Origin of the sequence: Domibacillus sp. PGB-M46, assembly GCF_022668875.1 — a bacterium.
In the GTDB taxonomy this organism is placed as follows: domain Bacteria; phylum Bacillota; class Bacilli; order Bacillales; family Domibacillaceae; genus Domibacillus.
In genome coordinates this window covers 105,794-122,966 of the sequence record NZ_JAKGCR010000001.1, presented here as the reverse complement: position 1 = coordinate 122,966, position 17,173 = coordinate 105,794, and the positions used below count along the sequence as shown (strand labels likewise).

Below are 17,173 nucleotides of genomic sequence, written 5' to 3'. Positions count from 1 at the left end.
CATTATTTTTCGTAAAGGCTGATAATGATCCCTTGTTTGTTTATACTATATTCACTTTTCTACAAAAAAGCACTTTTAAAGGGTCCTCAGGATGCTTGACTTTCACTTTTGATCATTTGTATAATATGTTACATAAAGTAACTAAAATAAAAAAGGTAACATAAGAGGAGAATAGAACATGAATCATTTTCATGAAAAACCGCATACGTTTGTTGGAGAAGTGAGTATTCGTGTAACAGATTTGGATAGATCGATTACATTTTATACGCAAATAATCGGCTTAAAAGTGTTGTCACAGTCCGAGGAGCAGGCTGTATTAACAGCGAATGGACAAACAGCGCTGGTAACACTGGAGCAGCCAGAAGGTGTCACACCGAAAGCAGGACGTACGTCAGGCCTGTATCATTTTGCGATTCTGCTGCCGGAGCGAAAAGATTTGGCTCAGTTTTTACGCCACCTGCTGCAAACAGGCTACCGTTTTGGCGCGGCCGACCATTACGTGAGCGAAGCGATTTACCTCGATGATCCTGACGGCAACGGCATTGAAGTGTACCGCGACCGTCCGGCGTCAGAATGGACGTGGAACGATGGACTGGTTGATATGGCTACTGTCCAGCTCGACGGGGACAGTATTCTTGCGGAAAGTGAAGAAGCATTTACGGGTCTTCCTGCTGGAACAATCATGGGGCACATTCATCTGCATGTTTCGAATATTCCGGATGCAGAGCGTTTTTACACGGAAGGTCTTGGCTTTGAGATTGTCAGCCATTATCCTCAGGCGATTTTCACCTCAACCGGCCGATATCATCACCACATTGCGTTAAATACATGGCAGGGGGTTGGCGCGCCGCTTCCAGCCAAAAACAGTGCAGGGCTCAATTGGTATACAATTGTGTTTCCGAATGAGGAAGCAAGAGAAGAAGCGGTGGCACGCCTTCAAAATACAGGTGCTAACGTCGATCAGTATGTAACAGAAGACCCGGCCGGAAATCGGATTCGTCTTCTCGTTTAAAAAGCAGCCGGCCTGCCCCGATTTTATGCAGCAGGCTTTTAATGAGAGACGAAAAACATTTTAGAAACGGAGAAGCTGATACAAACAGTCGCTTCACATATAAAAAACGCGCCGGCAGTTCCGGCGCGTTTACTTATTTTTATGGATTAGTTGACCAAAGTCCCGCTGATTTGATAAATGTACGGCTGTTTAATTTCAGCTGTGCCACGACAAATTCCGCGATGTCTTCCGGCTGCATTACTTTGTCAGGATTGCCGTCCGTCAAGTTATTTTCAACTGCAAGGTCCGTTGCTACTGTACTTGGTGTCAGAGCTGTGACTCGAATATTGTGCTTCCGTACTTCAAGCGCAAGAGATTCCGTCAAGCCAAGCACGCCAAATTTAGATGCGCTGTAGGCGCTTGTGACTGGCGCTCCTTTTTGGCCTGCAGTCGAAGAAATGTTAATAATGTCGCCTGATTGTTGCTCGATTAAATCCGGCAGCACAGCGCGTGTTACATTGTACACACCCATCAGGTTGACATCGATAATTTTTTTCCATTCGTCCGGATCAAGGTCCATAAAACCGCCAAATTTTGCGATGCCGGCATTGTTGATGAGAATGTCTACCCCGCCAAGCTCTGCTTTCACTTTTTCAACAGCTGCTGTTACTTCTTCTAGATTTGAAACATCCGCCGCTGCGAACGCTGTTTTAATTTCTATCTTAGACGGCATCAGTACGGGGCGGCCGCACATATCACGTGTTGACACTTCCGGATTTAACCCGAGGTCCTCTGCTACTGCTTGTACATGTTCTTCTGTCCGTCCGATCAAGCCAATATGTACACCTTCCGCTGCGAGCGCTTCTGCAATCGCGCGTCCGATGCCGCGGCCTCCACCTGTAATAATGGCTTTTTTTCCTTGTAATGATTGTGCCAAAGTATATTCCTCCTCCAATAAATCTCTTCGCTTTATCTTATCAGCCTGCCGCCGAGCGGACAATGGATATGCTTTCTATGGTTTAATAAATGGAAGGGAGGGAATATTGTGGCGCCAATCAAACAGCAGGCTGGATGGCACTTATGTAAATGGGGACCGCCTGTTCTTTTTCTTGTACATAACATAGAGGAATCCTTTGGAATGATATCTTTTTTACGCAACCGGTTTAGTATTGAAGCGGTCACACAGCGTCAATTCACAGCAGCTGTCGTTTTCCTGACTATCCTCGTTTTCTTTCTTGTTGTAACCTTTAGAAAGTCAAAAGCCTTTCTGCTGTTCGTTTATGGGACCATTTTTTTCAACGCTGCCCAGCATATTGTGCTGCTCGCTGTGTTCAGGGCTTATAATCCGGGTGCGGCCTCCGCTTGTGTGATTCTTGTAATCTTTCTTCTTTTTATCCGGCAGGTACGGCCGTTTCTGGAAAGAAAACTTATGCGTTTCGTTCTGCTCGGCAGCCTGCTTACTTATCCCTCTACCACATGGGCAGCCCTATGGATAGGCGGCGTTATTTCACGAATCAGCTCTTATTAACTTTCAAAACGATGGCAACCAGCAGGGCCGGTTTCCTGCCGGATTGCTGGAGGCTAAAACGAAGAACAGAAAGCACTGGATACTCTTTAGTTGCGGGGAGGACAGCCCTTCGTTAAAGTAAGAATAACAAGAAGATGGAGGCAGATGGATGCAGCTCATTGAGTATGCGCTTGTTTTTATCGCAGCTGCGATCCCCTGGATGGAGATTGCGCTTGTGATTCCAGTCGGAATTGTGCGCGGCCTGTCACCTTTTTGGGTCATGCTGCTGGCGTTCACAGGCAATATGATGACAGTGCTTCTCTTAATTGCCGCTTTTTCAAAGGTAGAAGTCTGGCTGAAAAAACGGCTGGAGCGAACGGGCCTCAAAGGAACAAAACAAGCAGACCGTGCGCGCCAAATCATGAATCGATACGGATTTCCGGCGCTCGCACTGCTCGGTCCCCTGTTTATCGGTACGCATATTGCAGTATTCATCGGGCTGTCATTCGGGGCAAGCAGAGGATGGACAACATTGTGGATAACAGTCAGTATCGCTCTTTGGACGCTTATTATTGGCATTGCTACAGTGCTTGGCTTTGACTTTTTTCTTCAACAAATGAAAGGATGATCATTTATGCTAGAGTTCTTGAAATCACATGTTTCCGTTCGGAAATACACAGATGAACCTGTTACAGAAGAGCAGCTTCATGACTTGATCGAAGCAGCTCAAGGTGCGGCTTCATCGCACTTTGTTCAGGCCTACTCCATTGTCGATGTAACAGATGCGGACAAACGGGACAAGCTTGCCGAACTGTCAAAAAACCCGGTTCAAATCAAAGGCGCGGCACGTGCGCTTGTATTTTGTGCGGACTTAAAGCGGCTTGATTATGCAGCCAAAAAGCACGGAAAAACGGTCGAAGCGGGCACAGCCGAAAACTTTATGGTGGCGGTGATTGATACAGCTCTTTTCGCTCAAAACTTCGTTATTGCGGCTGAATCAAAAGGCTATGGGATTTGCTATATTGGCGGTGTCCGTAATAATCCCGGGCCGATCAGTGAGCTGTTAAACCTGCCTGAGCATGTGATTCCGTTATTCGGCTTAACATTTGGCGTTCCGGCTGAACGCAATGAAGTAAAACCACGTCTGCCGGTGCAAGCTGTTTTGCATACGAATGAATACGATGAAGCAAAATATGAAACGATTTTAGATGAGTACGATGATGTGATCCGCACGTACTACGCCAGCCGTTCTACCAACAACAAGTCAGCCGGCTGGACCGAGGGGATGGCCGATTATTTATCGCAGCCGCGCCGTGCGTATATGCTTGATTTTGTTCAGGGGAAGGGGTTCTTAAAGAAGTGAAACATGCGCAATTGGCCCAATGGGTCGACATGGTCAGGTCAAAATTTGGCCTGGAAGACTACACATGCCTGGAGACGTTGGCCACGTATGAAAAAAACGAGTGGAACGAAACCAGCTATCGTTTTACGAGTGAATGGCTTCCCCCGGGACATTCCGAGCGTAAAGAAGACGAAACAAATCCAGAAGGCACGGCTGTTATAGAGCTTGACCCGAAAACAGGACGGCTGACCAATGTTGTGTTTGTGGGCGGACGGGCGCCCGAGCATGGCTTTTCGTTTTTAAGCGGGGACAGGGAAGAAGTCATCCGGTTTATTGAACAGGAAACCGGCTGGACCTATGGAAGCCAGTTTATAGATACAAGAGCGGAGACAGATTCCTTTACATTTGACCTTGCATACAAAGGCGTGCCTGTTACGCCGGGCGGCTCGGTTACAGTGGAAATGGATGAACAAAAAAAGCTGACTCTGTTTTCTGCTTACGGACTTGTGCCGGATGAAGCGGAAGAAGCAGAGTTCCAGCTTGATGCCGCCGCGCTTGAATCCCTGGCAAAAGAGCGGCTCGTATTTGTGGAATACCCGCTTATGAAAGAAGAAAAATGGCTGCCGCTGTTTATGATAGATGATGTGTTTGTCGATAATAAAACAGGAAAAGCGGTTTTACAGAAGCAGGACATCCTAACGTGGAAAAGTGCAAAAAACCAGCGGGTAAAGCGAAAGCTTTTGCAGCTGGGGCCTGCAGAGATCGCTGAAGAAGAACTTCTTCGGTTTCCGCCTCATCCCGACACAAAGCCGTTAACGAAAAAAACGCAGGCAAAAGTACGCGAAGCAGCTACTGCTTTTTTGCAGACGTATGTCCCAAAAGAAAGCGGTGAATGGGCGCTGGCGGACATAAGCCGGACGAATGGCATGGTCAAAGCCAGGCTGGTAAACACAAAAGACATTACCGTCATTCCAAGAATGTACGATGTATTTATTGATCCCGAGTCATATAAAGCCGTTCATTATGTAGATAAAAGCAGCTGGATGACGGATGCATGTGCTGAATTCCAAAAAGCCGCCAAACCAGTGCTTACAAAAAATGAAGCATTTGATAAGATCAAGCCGCACATCACGGTCATACCAATGTATGTGTATAATGGTGACAAGTACCGGCTGAATGGCAAGCTCGATTCACATGCAGCTGTTCACGCAGCCACCGGAGAAGTGTTGTTTTTGTAAAAAAAGCAAAGCTCTTTTTTCAAAAGAGCTTTGCTGAGACTGACGACTTTGTCGTCAGTCTTTTTTTATGAAAATTTTCACCGCCGAAAACAGGCAGGAGACTTTTCGAGAAAAAAGAGCCGATAGGGGAAGCCGGCCGGACTTCGCGCCGGCAGTGCAGGAGCCTCCTCGGCGCACGCCTTGCGGGGTCTCCCGACTCACTGTGCAGCCCGCAGGAATCTTTGTCCGGCCGGTTCCCCATTTGTTTCGAAAAATCAGCAAAAAGCGCATCTCCACCTGCACTTTTACCACTTTGGTGATAGGACAGGCAGGTGTATCTATTAAGCTGTGCAGTCTTATTTAACCGCATATTGGCTCTCATACCAACCGCCTGCACACCTTGCACAAGAAAAGAAACGAAAGAAATCCTTTGACAATAGATTTTATTTGTCTACACGTTGAGCAAAGCTCTTTTATGTGTCTTGTTTTTACTGTTAAATACTTGTTTAAAAAACAGATCATTCCATTTTCCTGCTGTTTGTAAAAAAAATCTAAAAGTACTTCTATAAGTCATAGGTCTAAATTTTTATTCTTAAAAAAGGGAGCATGAATATCTACTTTTTAAACAATCACAACTGTTTTTTGGCTATTCAAATGGCGTTTACGAGATTACGATGATCATTGTAAGTGCTTACATAAACAAAGGAGGGATAAGATGGCCAAGAAGCACAAGAGGGCAGCAGCGGCTGTTATGGGAACGATGCTTGCTGTTTCCAGTGTTCCGCCGCTTGCTGTTATCCAGGCGGAAGAAACAGATACAGTAAAAGAATTTGACTTTGGCACAGCAGACAGCCCAGTGAAAGAAGGAGCCGTGCAGGTAACGGACGGAAGCCTGTATGATGGCAGCACCGGCTTTGGCTTTACAGATGCCGAATCTTTATCTTCTGTAGAACGAACAGGAGAGGATCCGGTTCAATCAGATTTCGTCCGGCCTGGCGCATCCAAATTTCAAGTTGATTTGCCCAATGGTGATTATGCTGTAACCATTACTTCAGGGGACGCATTGGAACAAACAGAAACCGGCGTGATGGCCGAAAGTATTCAAAAAGTACAGAATACGGTTGCGGCAGCCGGTGAGTTTACGGAACGCACCTTTGAAATCGCACTTGTGGACGGCCAGCTGACACTTCAATGGACGGGAACAGCGCCTGTTATCAATGGACTGTCTATCAAAAAACTCCCGGAACGGACAGCGGGAGAAGAGCCGACGGTTTACATTGCCGGTGATTCCACTGTGCAGACATACGACGAATACTGGCGTCCGGAAGCAGGCTGGGGCCAGATGATTCCACGTTATTTTAACGAAGACATTGCTTTTTCCAACCAGTCGATTGGCGGCCGAAGCTCCAAAACATTTATTACGGAAGGACGGCTCGATCAAATTTTGCGAACCATCCGTCCAAACGATTACTTCCTCATTCAATTCGGACATAACGACGCGACCATCAGCCGCCCGGAGCGTTACGCGTCTGTACCTGACTACAAAAATTACCTCAAGACCTACATCAATGGAGCACGCCAGCGCGGAGCCGAGCCAGTTTTAGTCACACCGGTCGGACGCCGTGATTTTCAAGAAGCAACCGGACAATTTAATATCAGCTTCCCTGAATACGTGCAGGGGATGAAAGAAGTCGCGGAAGAAATGAATGTTGAACTCGTTGATTTAAGCGCCCGGAGCGTAGAATATTTTAATGAGATCGGTCCTGAAGGCACGCTTGCTGTTTTCCTGCATACAGATCCCGGTGTTTATCCCGCTTTCCCAAATGGATCACAGGATAATACACACTTCCAGGAATACGGGGCGATTCAAATGGCGCGGCTCGTTGCCGGTGAAGTGGAAAAAAGCAGCAGTAGTTTAAAAGAATTCGTCACATCTGTTGAGCCGCCGGCTGCCGTACCATCCATGCCGAAAAACGTCAAAGCCGGCAATATCAGCAATGCCGGAGCGCTTTTAACGTGGGATGAAACAGAAAACACCGATATTTATAAAGTGTATCGGAAAGAATCAACGGCAGATTCTTATTCGCTGATCGGGACAAGCACACTGCCGCGCCTGACGATTTCAGGCATGGAAGAAGGGAAATCATACAACCTTTATGTGACGGCGGTAAATGCGAAAGGTGAATCCGGGCCGTCTCAAACGATCACGGTGCAGACAAAGCAGGCTGCTTACAAATATGACTTCGGCCTAGCCGGCACACCTGTAGCAGGAGGATATAACGAGGTCAATCTATCGACCGTTTATTCAAAAGAAAAAGGGTTTGGCATTATAAATCCTGCAGGTATGATTGGACGTGACCGCGGTGCAGCAGGAGATGCTATTGTCCGGGACTGGGTCGGTTACTTTAACAGCAAATGGGAATTTGCAGCGGATGTGCCAAACGGCTCTTATTCAGCGAAAGTGTATGTCGGTGATTTAAGCGGAACGGCCCGCACAGATGTAGCCGTAGAAGGCGTGAGCTATGGGACCGTTTCTGCACCGAAAAACAACTATACAACCAAAATCATTCCGGATATTTCGATCAAAGACGGGCAGATGAACTTTGCGTTCAGCGGCGCAACAGGGATTGTAAACGGTATTGAGCTTACCTCGATTTTAACCGCACCATCCCAGCCGCAGGCAAGTGACATTTCTCTTGATCCAGCTGCTCCATCCGTCTCACTAAAATGGCTGGAAGCGGGCGGTGCGAAAGAGTACAATGTGTACCGGACAATGGCCGGCACAGATAAAACAGAAAAAGTGGGTACCGTGCCAACTACAGAATTCACGGATAAAACCGCCCATGTTGGATACACGTACACGTATGCTGTCACAACGGTAGATGACAGCGGGCAGGAAACCGCTCCATCCGCATCAGTAGAAGTATCATTGATTGACCCGAATATACCGGCACCCCAAAAACCAGCCGGCTTGAACGTAACCGATATCGAGAAAAATAAAGTGACATTCACGTGGGATGCTGTAGACGGAGCTTCCTCTTATGCGGTTTACCGTTCAGAGTCAGCAGATGGTAAATTTGAATTTGCTGGTGTTACAACGTCTGCTTCTTTTACAGACAGCAGTGTGTTGACAACGATTCCGTATTATTATAAAGCAGCAGCTGTAAACGCAGGCGGTGCTTCAGCAGAATCCGATGTACTCCAAACCGAAGCTGTAACTGTTTTAAAGCGGCAGGCAGAGTCCTTGAGACGGTCTCCTGTGGCAGTGGAAACAGATGAAGGCGTGTTTGTGAGCTGGCGGATACTGGGCACAGATCCGAAGGACGTTAAGTTTCATGTTTTCCGCAATGGAAAAAAAGTAAACAAGCAGCCGGTTTCCGGTGCGGCGAACCTGGTTGACCCAGATGGAAAAGCAGGTGACACATACGAAATTCGTCCGATTGTCTCCGGAAAAGAAAAAGGCTATGAAACTGTTACGGCAATAGAGAAAAACTATTTGGATATTCCGCTTGATAAACCGGAGCCGGGTGTGACACCGCTTGGTGATCCGTACCAATACCGGGCGAACGACACAAGCATTGGTGATGTGGACGGCGACGGGGAATATGAATATATTGTAAAATGGGATCCGAGCAATTCAAAGGATAATTCCCAGTCAGGCTACACAGGCAATGTATACATGGATGCGTACAAGCTCGATGGAACTAAATTATGGCGTATTGATCTCGGAAAAAACATCCGCGCCGGCGCCCATTATACACAAATGATTGTGTACGATTTTGACGGTGACGGAAAAGCAGAGGTCGCCATGAAAACAGCAGACGGTACGGTTGATGGGCAGGGAAATGTGATCGGACGCGCCGATGCAGACCACCGCAATTCGGGCGGTTATGTTTTACAGGGTGATGAATTTTTAACCGTTTTTGAAGGCGCAACAGGCAAAGCTTTAACGACCATTCCATACACACCGGCTCGAGGCGATGTGGCCTCCTGGGGCGATGCATATGGCAACAGGGTAGACCGTTTTCTTGCTGGAGTCGCCTACTTGGACGGGGAAACCCCGAGCTTAATTATGGCGCGCGGATATTATACACGCACCGTTGTATCCGCCTACCAGTTTAAAAACGGTACATTAACGAAGCAATGGACATTTGATACAAACGAAGGCAAGCAGGATTATGCAGGACAAGGCTACCATGCGCTTAGTGTCGCAGATATCGATGGCGATGCCAAAGACGAAATTGTATACGGACAGATGGTTATTGATGACAACGGCAAAGGGCTTTATACGACAGGCCTTGGCCACGGCGACGCGCTTCATGTAAGTGATCTTGTACCGTCAAATCCAGGTCTGGAAGTATTTGCGACCCAGGAAATTAAAACAGGCCCGTACGGCTACGATATGCGTGACGCGAAAACGGGACGTATTTTATGGGGCGTGAAAACCGGACAGGACACGGGACGGGGAGTTGCAGCAGATATTGACCCGCGTCACGCCGGAGCTGAAGCATGGGCCGTTTCAGGCGCCTGGAACAGCCGTGCAGGCGGGCTTCATACGTCAACGGGAGAAAAGATTTCTGATTCGATTCCATCCGCAAACTTTGCGATCTGGTGGGATGGCGATCTGCTGCGGGAACTGGCAGATCATACGTATAACGAATCAGCTGCAGCCGGCGTCGGTACGATCGACAAATGGGATTACGAGCAAAATAAACTTGTGAATCTACTAACGGCAGAAGGAACATTCTCAAACAATACGACAAAAGGCAATCCGGCCATTCAAGCAGACTTGTTTGGCGACTGGCGTGAAGAAATTGCCTGGCGGACAGAAGACAGCTCTGCTCTTCGTATTTACACGACAACGGATTTAACGGAGCACAAACTGTACACATTAATGCATGACCTGCAGTACCGTCAGGCGGTTGCCTGGCAGAATGTCGGCTACAATCAGCCGCCTCATCCATCTTTCTTCTTAGGAGAGGAAATGGACGGCCAGCCGGAAGCCCGTATTGAACCAACAAAGTAAGGAAAGGAAGCGGCTCAGTGCCGCTTTTTTTCAGAATTATTTTGTGAATAATTTCACAAAAATGTGACATTGCTCGTTTTTGGACAATGACTTTTATATAATGACGTTATAACAGACCATCAGGAGGGAAAAGAATGACAAAGTGGGCATTTGTTTCTGATTTTGACGGCACGATTTCAAAACGCGATTTTTACTGGCTTATGATCGATGCGTATTTTCCGGAAGGACGCGATTTATATCCGAAATGGAAAAGCGGCGAGTGGAAAGACATTGATTTTTTGGCGAAAGTGTTTGGGTCCATTCACCAAAGCGAGGAACAGATTGCAAAAGACATTTTGTCTATTCCTATTGATGAAGATGTACCGGAGTTTGTCCGGTCTGTGCAGGCGGCTGGCGGCGATTTTTTCATTTTAAGCGCCGGTACCGATTACTATATTAAACCAATTATAGAAAGCCGCGGGCTGGAAAACGTAACTGTGCTTTCAAATAAAGGCGTGTACCGCGAGCAAAATATTCACCTTGATATTGATCCGGAGCACTGGAGTTATTCAGAACGGTATGGGATTGATAAAGCGATTGTAATTCAGCGATTGAAGGAAGAATATGATGTCGTTTATTTTGCTGGAGACAGTGAGCCGGATTCTCATCCAGCTGTTTTTGCGGACCGCACGTATGCGAAAGAAGCACTTCCGGCTATATTAGACGAAAAAGGGGTCCCTTATGTCCGTTTTGAACGCTTTAATGATGTTAAAGCAGATTTAATTAAAGAAGGAAGGCTGCCCGAATGAATCGTGCGCTGGCCTATGACATTCATGCCCCATTCTATTAAAAGAACTGATCAGCCCGATGACGATAAGGGGAATTGCAACTGAAATAAGCGGCTCAGAGCACTTGATTTCACACGCGCTTGATCCAATGGACAGAAAAGCCGCAAATGCACGTCATTCAAGTCGATGTCGCTGCTTTACATTATGGCGCTTGTGCAGGAGCATCGGCACGAGTGAATGTACAGGGCATTTTCGCGTAGAGGCTTTTTTGATTATGTAAAAACCATTGGAATGAAGCGGTTTGAATTTCTAATGGCTATTGACCGGGATCCGGAATAAAGACGAGCCGCAGCACGTACTTGCACGAAGAAGCATACAGAGAAAAAGAGGAGCAGGTAGTGAAGCAGAATTCGACATTGAAAGAGATTTTGCATGAAGAGAAAAACGGTTGTTTTTTCGACAAAGATTCTCTATAGTGATGAAGTAATAACATCTGTAAAGACAGGAGAAGGGATCAATGGCAGAAAAAACAATTTCTCAGAAAAAACTGCTTGGCGTTGCCGGGCTCGGCTGGATGTTTGATGCGATGGACGTCGGCATGCTGTCGTTTATTATTGCGGCGCTGAAAGTAGAGTGGGATTTAACGCCGGAGCAAATGGGCTGGATCGGCAGCGTAAACTCTATTGGTATGGCAGTGGGTGCACTTGTATTTGGCATTTATGCTGACCGGATCGGCCGAAAAAATATTTTTATTATTACATTGTTGATGTTTTCCCTGGCAAGCGGCTTATCCGCCCTGACAACGACGCTTACTGTTTTCTTATTATTACGCTTTTTCGTTGGAATGGGCTTGGGCGGCGAGCTGCCGGTCGCTTCTACACTTGTATCAGAAAGCGTTCCGGCGAAGGATCGCGGCCGTGTGGTTGTGCTGCTTGAAAGCTTTTGGGCATTGGGCTGGCTGCTGGCTGCTGTCATTTCGTACTTTGTTATTCCATCCTATGGATGGCAGACGGCTCTCGTCATTGGAGCACTTCCGGCGCTTTACGCGCTGTATTTAAGGCTGAAGCTGCCGGATTCGCCGGCGTTTTCCCCGTCTAAAGCTGAAAAACGGACGATTGGGCAAAATATCCGCGATGTATGGTCGAAAAAGTATGCACGGTCTACACTCGTACTATGGATCGTATGGTTTACGGTCGTGTTTTCTTATTACGGCATGTTTTTATGGCTGCCGAGTGTAATGGTGATAAAAGGTTTTGATTTAATTCAAAGCTTCGGATATGTCCTTGTTATGACTCTGGCACAGCTGCCTGGCTACTTTACGGCTGCCTGGCTGATTGAACGGGCGGGCCGGAAGTTTGTTTTAGTTGTTTATCTGCTTGGAACAGCTGCTTCTGCTCTTGTATTTGGAAATGCTGAATCAACTGCAGTATTGATTGCCTCAGGAATGCTTCTCTCATTCTTTAACCTGGGGGCGTGGGGAGCACTATATGCCTACACGCCAGAACAGTACCCAGCTGTTATCCGTGGTACGGGATCGGGTATGGCAGCTTCTATTGGGCGAATTGGCGGTATTTTAGGTCCGCTTTTAGTTGGCTCGCTTGTTGCCTCCGGCCAGTCAATCGGCTTTGTGTTTGGTTTGTTTTGCGTAAGTATTGTCATCGGCGTACTTGTGCTGGCTCTGCTTGGGCGTGAAACAAAACAAACGGAACTCGAATAAATGTCTTTTATGTTTCACTCGTTCATCAAACCGTAATGTAACTTAACTCCATTGTCACACGTGTGTAACTGCCCAACGCTATACTAACCTCATGAGATTACGTGAGAGGGGCGTATAGCAGAAATGAGCTTTTTTCTTATCATGTTTGTAACATTTATTGTTGCGATTGCGATCGCCAGCGGCGGGCTTCATTTGCTGTTTAAACAGCTAAATCAATATTTAGATCAAAACAAACGTTAATATAAAAAAACCGCCCCATAACGGCGGTTTTTTTCTTTATGCCAGAAAAATAAAAAAGAAGGTAACGAAAAAAACAAGGGCAAACAATACAACGAAAATAGTCCGCTGTTTTTTCTCTGCTTCTTTCATAAAAAGATCTTCAATCGTCATAAAAATAGCGATAACCGCTACAAGCAGCGCGAATCGGCTCCAGCCGCCCGGATAAGCGGAAATTCCGTAAAAAAGCGAAAAAATAATTAATACGATGCGATATATGAGCCGGAATGACCATGTTTTCAATCTATCACTTCCTTTTAGTTACTATTTTACGAAAAGATCTTACATAAGTACAGCTGAGTGGGTAAAATGTCACATATATACGGAAGAAATTGTCCATGTTACAATAGATTGAAAAAACATGTCAAAATGAGGGATCACGCTTATGAACTTGCCAAATGACCTTGTACACCCGAAAGTGGCGTTAACAAAAAATATGGAATTGATAAGTGGAACCCACATTTTATATTTATATGAAAATCAGGAAAAGTACTGGGAAAATATGTTTTCCTTCGCTATAACGGGTTTGGAGCTGAAGCATCAGGTGATCCTGCTTGAGTCGGCAAAAAAGATTGATAAAATCAAACAGCAGCTTGCTCAAAAAGGGTTCTCGGATGAACAAATCACCTCTATTGGATTTATAGACCACTGCCAATTTTATAACACCTATCAATCATTTGAAACCGAAACGGTGCTGCAGGGGCTTGATGACGCTGTTCGTCATTATGTAGCGAACGGGGCACCTATTCGTATATGGAGCCGTGTGATATGGCGTAAAGATGTGGACTGCGATAAGGAAATTCCGCTTTATGAGCAAGAGGCCAACGCCCTTTTAAAACCGTTCCACGTATTCACAGTCTGTGCGTATGATGGCAATGATGTTTCGGCAAACTTCTCTTTAAAACTGATGAAGGGCCACTCGCATATCATGACAGATAACGAGATTACAAATTCACCGTATTATGAAAGTGAACGAAACACACCCTCTCTATTTGTAGAAGACTTTTTGCAGGAAAAAGTCCAGCACTATAAACATTTAATCAACGAAATGCCTGATGCTGTTTTTATTTTTTCGGCTGAGAAAGTGGTGTATGGAAATTATACCGCTTTAAAGATGCTGAATTGCAAAGAAAGTGATTTGCAGCATGCGACCATTTGGGACTTATTCACAAAGGAATATCATCCTCTTATTTACAAAAATACAGAAAAACTTTTGCGAAACGATAGAGTACCGCTTGAGGAAATGAAAATAAAAACGTATGACGGCCAAATTTTAGATGTTGAGGTGGCGACTTTTCCTTTTTCATTTGATATTGAAAAAGATTTTACGGTCATTGCCATTATCCGCAGCATTCAGGATCGCAAAGCTCACCAGCAGCTGACTATTAAAACAGAAAAGCTCAGCCTTGCCGGACAGCTTGCTGCGTCGATTGCCCATGAAGTGCGCAACCCGCTGACTTCGATTAAGGGGTTTATTAAGCTGGCCCGTGAAGACGCCATGCATGATGTATATTACGCGATTATCGAAGAAGAGATTGACCGGATTGAAACGATCGCGAGTGAGCTGCTTGTGCTCGGCAAGCCGATGTCGGTTGAAATTGAAACGTGCGATGCCGGTAAAATGCTGAAAGACGTATCGATGCTGCTTCAATCACAGGCAGTAATGCGGAAAATTGACATTCAATACAGTGACATAGAACCGAATTGCTTTGTTCGGTGTAATGCCGGGCAGATGAAGCAGGTGTTTATTAATATTATAAAAAATGCAATTGAAGCGATGGAAAATGGCGGAGTGGTACGCACTTCGGCACGTTTAAACGGTGAAAAAGTGGAAATTGTAATCACTGATGAAGGAAAAGGGATGCCGGAAAGCGTATTAAAAAAGCTGGGTGAACCTTTTTATTCGACAAAGGAAGATGGGACAGGCCTCGGATTAATGGTTTGCTTTAATATTGTCGAGCAATATGAAGGCATTATCCGCGTTGAATCTACGGTGGGCAAAGGGACAGCTTTTACAATCGAGCTGCCGCTTGTTTCGGTTTAAAGTCGTCTATTGAGGGCGTCTTTTTTTTTCACTCTTTTTTCATTAAAACATGGTATAACAAAAAAAGCGAAAGGAAGTGGATCGGATGAATATATTGCTGGCAGAAGATGATTTGCAGCTTGGGGAATTAGTCAGCTTTATGCTGAAGAAAAAAGGCGGTCATGGGGTAGAATGGGTGAAAACAGGAGAAGACGCTTATGATTATGCATCCTCTGTTCACTATGATGTTCTCGTTTTAGACTGGATGATGCCGAATGGCACTGGAGTGGAGGTATGCCGGGACCTGCGCAAAGAAGGATACGGTGGAGCCATTTTAATGCTGACGGCAAAGGATGCAGTAGAAGACCGGGTGATGGGGCTTGATGCAGGAGCAGATGATTACCTGGTAAAGCCGTTTGAAATTGATGAGCTGCTTGCGCGGCTTAGGGCGCTTACCCGCCGCAACTATGCCCCTATTGTGGAAGAAACGGTATCTATTCAAGGAGTAGAGCTGAACCGGAATAGCCAAACAATTCAAAAGAACGGCCAATCTATTCAGTTAAGCCCTCGTGAGTTCCAGCTTTTAGACCTGCTTGTGCAAAATAAAGGACAAGTATTAACCCGGGATGTGATGCTTGACCGCATTTGGGGGTACGAGGCGGACGTAACGGCCAAAACGATCGATGCAACGGTAAAGCTGCTGCGCAAAAAGCTCGATCTCGTTGACCGGCCGGATATTGTGCAAAGTGTACGGGGAGTCGGATATAAAGTTGAAGAATAAAAGGTTAAAGATAAACTGGTTCAAGAGCAGCAGCGACTTGTTTCAACAAACACAGCGGAAACTCACTATGCAGTACAGCAGCTTAATTATGCTGTTTCTCGTTCTTTTTATCGTGGTTGTATACACGCTGCTATATATCGTGATTTTGCGTGACCAGCATCGGGAGCTTGAACAGCTGACCCGGCAGGAAACGCGGGTGATCAGTAATTACTTGGCAGAGAGCGCCCGAAATGAATTGCAGGGAATCGGCAGCCAGGAGCTGGTGCTTGCCGGGGTTGACCAGTTTTTTTACTATGTGACAGATGCAGACGGGAATTTTGTAATGGGAAATGAGATGGTTCCGAATATACGGGAGGATTTGTTTTCGCTTGTGTCGGGCTGGGTGCCTGACCGCAATCAAATTCGTGAAGAAACCATACAGGTGCAATTTGATGAACGGCGTATCGGCGGAAAAGAAATTAAAGAACAGCCGAAATCTGATACAGTCCGGCTGATGATCGACGGCAGCCCGATTTTTTATAATGGACAGTTTGTCGGCATGATTTACATTGGCAAGGACATTTCTTTTGCGTATCAATTGTTTCAATGGCTGCTTGTTGTGCTGGTCAGCTTAACGGTACTGTTTGCCGGCGTAGCGATTTTTATCAGCTCTGTTATGTCGAAAAAAGCGATGGGACCCATTTCAAATGCTTTTAACCGGCAGAAAGAGTTTGTCGGTGATGCTTCACATGAACTGCGGACGCCGCTCAGTGTCATGCTTTCATCCATTGATGCGATTCACATGACCGACGGTGTTGAAGCAGATCCTTTTGCACAGAAACTACTGCGAAATATGAAGTCGGAAGTGAAAAGAATGACAGGGCTTGTCAGCGATCTGCTTGTGCTGGCCCGTGCTGATTCGGGCGGGGTAGAGCGTACAGTGGCCAGCTTCGATGTGAGGGAAGAAGCTGGCCGTGTGATCGAATCGCTGACACTGCATGCCGAAACAAACGGTGTTTCACTTGAGATAGAAGCACCGGAAAGCCTGCCGGTCATGGGGGATCGGGAGCGATTAAAACAGCTTATGTACATTTTGCTGGATAATGCAGTCAAGTATTCACCGGACGGAGGCAGGGTCAGCCTGCAATTATCAGAGACCGCCCGTCACTGGACGATGAAAGTAACAGATGAAGGCATCGGTATTCATCCTGATGACCAGCCTCGTATTTTTGACCGCTTTTACCGCTCTGATAAATCGCGCACCCGCACTGTCGGCGGGCATGGGCTAGGCTTATCGATCGGCAAGTGGATTGTTGATATTCATCACGGCACCATTTCTGTAGAGAGCGAGCCGGAAAAGGGCAGTACATTTATTGTTACGATACCAAAAGAAAAAGCTGTTTCCGCATAATAGGGAAACAGCTTTTTTATTGTTCACCGCCGCCTGTGTAAGAACAGCCAAGCCGTTTTTAGGTGAGCGGTGGGAAAGACCATCAACCGAAATAAAATAAAAAACACTTTTTCTGCATTTTCACCGTCTTTTCACT

Annotated in this window: 14 protein-coding genes; 11 read left to right on the top strand and 3 right to left on the bottom strand. The window is 46.2% G+C overall.

The features are described from left to right. The first annotated feature begins 178 nt into the window (after window positions 1-178). Complete coding sequence (locus tag L2D08_RS00595) at window positions 179-1,012, top strand: VOC family protein (RefSeq protein ID WP_242231771.1); 834 nt, start codon at window positions 179-181, stop codon at window positions 1,010-1,012. A gap of 139 nt (window positions 1,013-1,151) precedes the next feature. Here the strand turns inward: L2D08_RS00595 and L2D08_RS00590 are convergent, their stop codons facing one another. After that, window positions 1,152-1,928 carry a 3-ketoacyl-ACP reductase gene (locus L2D08_RS00590; protein ID WP_242231770.1) on the bottom strand — a complete coding sequence of 259 codons (777 nt, stop codon included), beginning with the start codon at window positions 1,926-1,928 and terminating at the stop codon, window positions 1,152-1,154. 108 nt (window positions 1,929-2,036) lie between these two features. Here L2D08_RS00590 and L2D08_RS00585 point away from each other — a divergent pair, with 108 nt between their 5' ends. From L2D08_RS00585 to L2D08_RS00570, 4 genes are all read left to right on the top strand, one after another. Further along, window positions 2,037-2,519: an HXXEE domain-containing protein gene (locus L2D08_RS00585; protein WP_242231769.1), complete on the top strand. Its 483-nt coding sequence runs from the start codon at window positions 2,037-2,039 to the stop codon at window positions 2,517-2,519. Between the two features lie 148 nt (window positions 2,520-2,667). Next, window positions 2,668-3,126: a small multi-drug export protein gene (locus L2D08_RS00580; RefSeq protein ID WP_242231768.1), complete on the top strand. Its 459-nt coding sequence runs from the start codon at window positions 2,668-2,670 to the stop codon at window positions 3,124-3,126. A gap of 6 nt (window positions 3,127-3,132) precedes the next feature. Then, complete coding sequence (gene nfsA, locus L2D08_RS00575; RefSeq protein WP_242231767.1) at window positions 3,133-3,861, top strand: oxygen-insensitive NADPH nitroreductase; 729 nt, start codon at window positions 3,133-3,135, stop codon at window positions 3,859-3,861. Further along, entirely contained in the window at window positions 3,858-5,078 is a 1,221-nt protein-coding gene (locus tag L2D08_RS00570; protein WP_242231766.1) for a hypothetical protein, read from the top strand. Before nfsA ends, L2D08_RS00570 begins: the two co-directional genes overlap by 4 nt. A gap of 19 nt (window positions 5,079-5,097) precedes the next feature. On the opposite strand, the gene L2D08_RS00565 is transcribed toward L2D08_RS00570, so the two are convergent. Continuing rightward, window positions 5,098-5,439: a hypothetical protein gene (locus tag L2D08_RS00565; protein WP_242231765.1), complete on the bottom strand. Its 342-nt coding sequence runs from the start codon at window positions 5,437-5,439 to the stop codon at window positions 5,098-5,100. Between the two features lie 333 nt (window positions 5,440-5,772). On the opposite strand from L2D08_RS00565, the gene L2D08_RS24165 reads away from it, so the two are divergent. From L2D08_RS24165 to L2D08_RS00545, 3 genes are all read left to right on the top strand, one after another. Next, window positions 5,773-10,083, top strand: a complete 4,311-nt coding sequence (locus L2D08_RS24165) for a rhamnogalacturonan lyase family protein (protein WP_304653919.1) — start codon at window positions 5,773-5,775, stop codon at window positions 10,081-10,083. A gap of 134 nt (window positions 10,084-10,217) precedes the next feature. Next, the gene (locus L2D08_RS00550; RefSeq protein ID WP_242231764.1) at window positions 10,218-10,871 is read left to right on the top strand and encodes an MtnX-like HAD-IB family phosphatase; all 654 of its coding nucleotides are present in this window, start codon (window positions 10,218-10,220) and stop codon (window positions 10,869-10,871) included. Between the two features lie 496 nt (window positions 10,872-11,367). Beyond that, window positions 11,368-12,567, top strand: coding sequence for an MFS transporter (locus L2D08_RS00545; RefSeq protein WP_242231763.1), 1,200 nt, complete (start codon window positions 11,368-11,370; stop codon window positions 12,565-12,567). A 276-nt stretch (window positions 12,568-12,843) separates the two neighbouring features. On the opposite strand, the gene L2D08_RS00540 is transcribed toward L2D08_RS00545, so the two are convergent. Continuing rightward, window positions 12,844-13,086, bottom strand: coding sequence for a hypothetical protein (locus L2D08_RS00540; protein ID WP_242231762.1), 243 nt, complete (start codon window positions 13,084-13,086; stop codon window positions 12,844-12,846). Window positions 13,087-13,228: 142 nt separating this feature from the next. On the opposite strand from L2D08_RS00540, the gene L2D08_RS00535 reads away from it, so the two are divergent. The 3 genes from L2D08_RS00535 to L2D08_RS00525 all read left to right on the top strand — a co-directional run bounded on the left by L2D08_RS00535 (window position 13,229) and on the right by L2D08_RS00525 (window position 17,037). Beyond that, window positions 13,229-14,887: an ATP-binding protein gene (locus L2D08_RS00535; protein WP_242231761.1), complete on the top strand. Its 1,659-nt coding sequence runs from the start codon at window positions 13,229-13,231 to the stop codon at window positions 14,885-14,887. Window positions 14,888-14,972: 85 nt separating this feature from the next. Continuing rightward, window positions 14,973-15,647, top strand: coding sequence for a response regulator transcription factor (locus L2D08_RS00530; RefSeq protein WP_242231760.1), 675 nt, complete (start codon window positions 14,973-14,975; stop codon window positions 15,645-15,647). A 37-nt stretch (window positions 15,648-15,684) separates the two neighbouring features. Beyond that, window positions 15,685-17,037 (top strand): sensor histidine kinase, encoded by a 1,353-nt coding sequence (locus L2D08_RS00525; protein ID WP_242231759.1) that lies wholly within the window; start codon window positions 15,685-15,687, stop codon window positions 17,035-17,037. Window positions 17,038-17,173: the final 136 nt, after the last annotated feature.

Coding starts and splice junctions, on each gene's coding strand:
- L2D08_RS00595 (WP_242231771.1), top strand. CDS start 179: ATGAATCATTTTCATGAAAAACCGCATACGTTTGTTGGAGAAGTGAGT.
- L2D08_RS00580 (WP_242231768.1), top strand. CDS start 2,668: ATGCAGCTCATTGAGTATGCGCTTGTTTTTATCGCAGCTGCGATCCCC.
- nfsA (WP_242231767.1), top strand. CDS start 3,133: ATGCTAGAGTTCTTGAAATCACATGTTTCCGTTCGGAAATACACAGAT.
- L2D08_RS00565 (WP_242231765.1), bottom strand. CDS start 5,439: ATGAGAGCCAATATGCGGTTAAATAAGACTGCACAGCTTAATAGATAC.
- L2D08_RS24165 (WP_304653919.1), top strand. CDS start 5,773: ATGGCCAAGAAGCACAAGAGGGCAGCAGCGGCTGTTATGGGAACGATG.
- L2D08_RS00550 (WP_242231764.1), top strand. CDS start 10,218: ATGACAAAGTGGGCATTTGTTTCTGATTTTGACGGCACGATTTCAAAA.
- L2D08_RS00545 (WP_242231763.1), top strand. CDS start 11,368: ATGGCAGAAAAAACAATTTCTCAGAAAAAACTGCTTGGCGTTGCCGGG.
- L2D08_RS00535 (WP_242231761.1), top strand. CDS start 13,229: ATGAACTTGCCAAATGACCTTGTACACCCGAAAGTGGCGTTAACAAAA.
- L2D08_RS00530 (WP_242231760.1), top strand. CDS start 14,973: ATGAATATATTGCTGGCAGAAGATGATTTGCAGCTTGGGGAATTAGTC.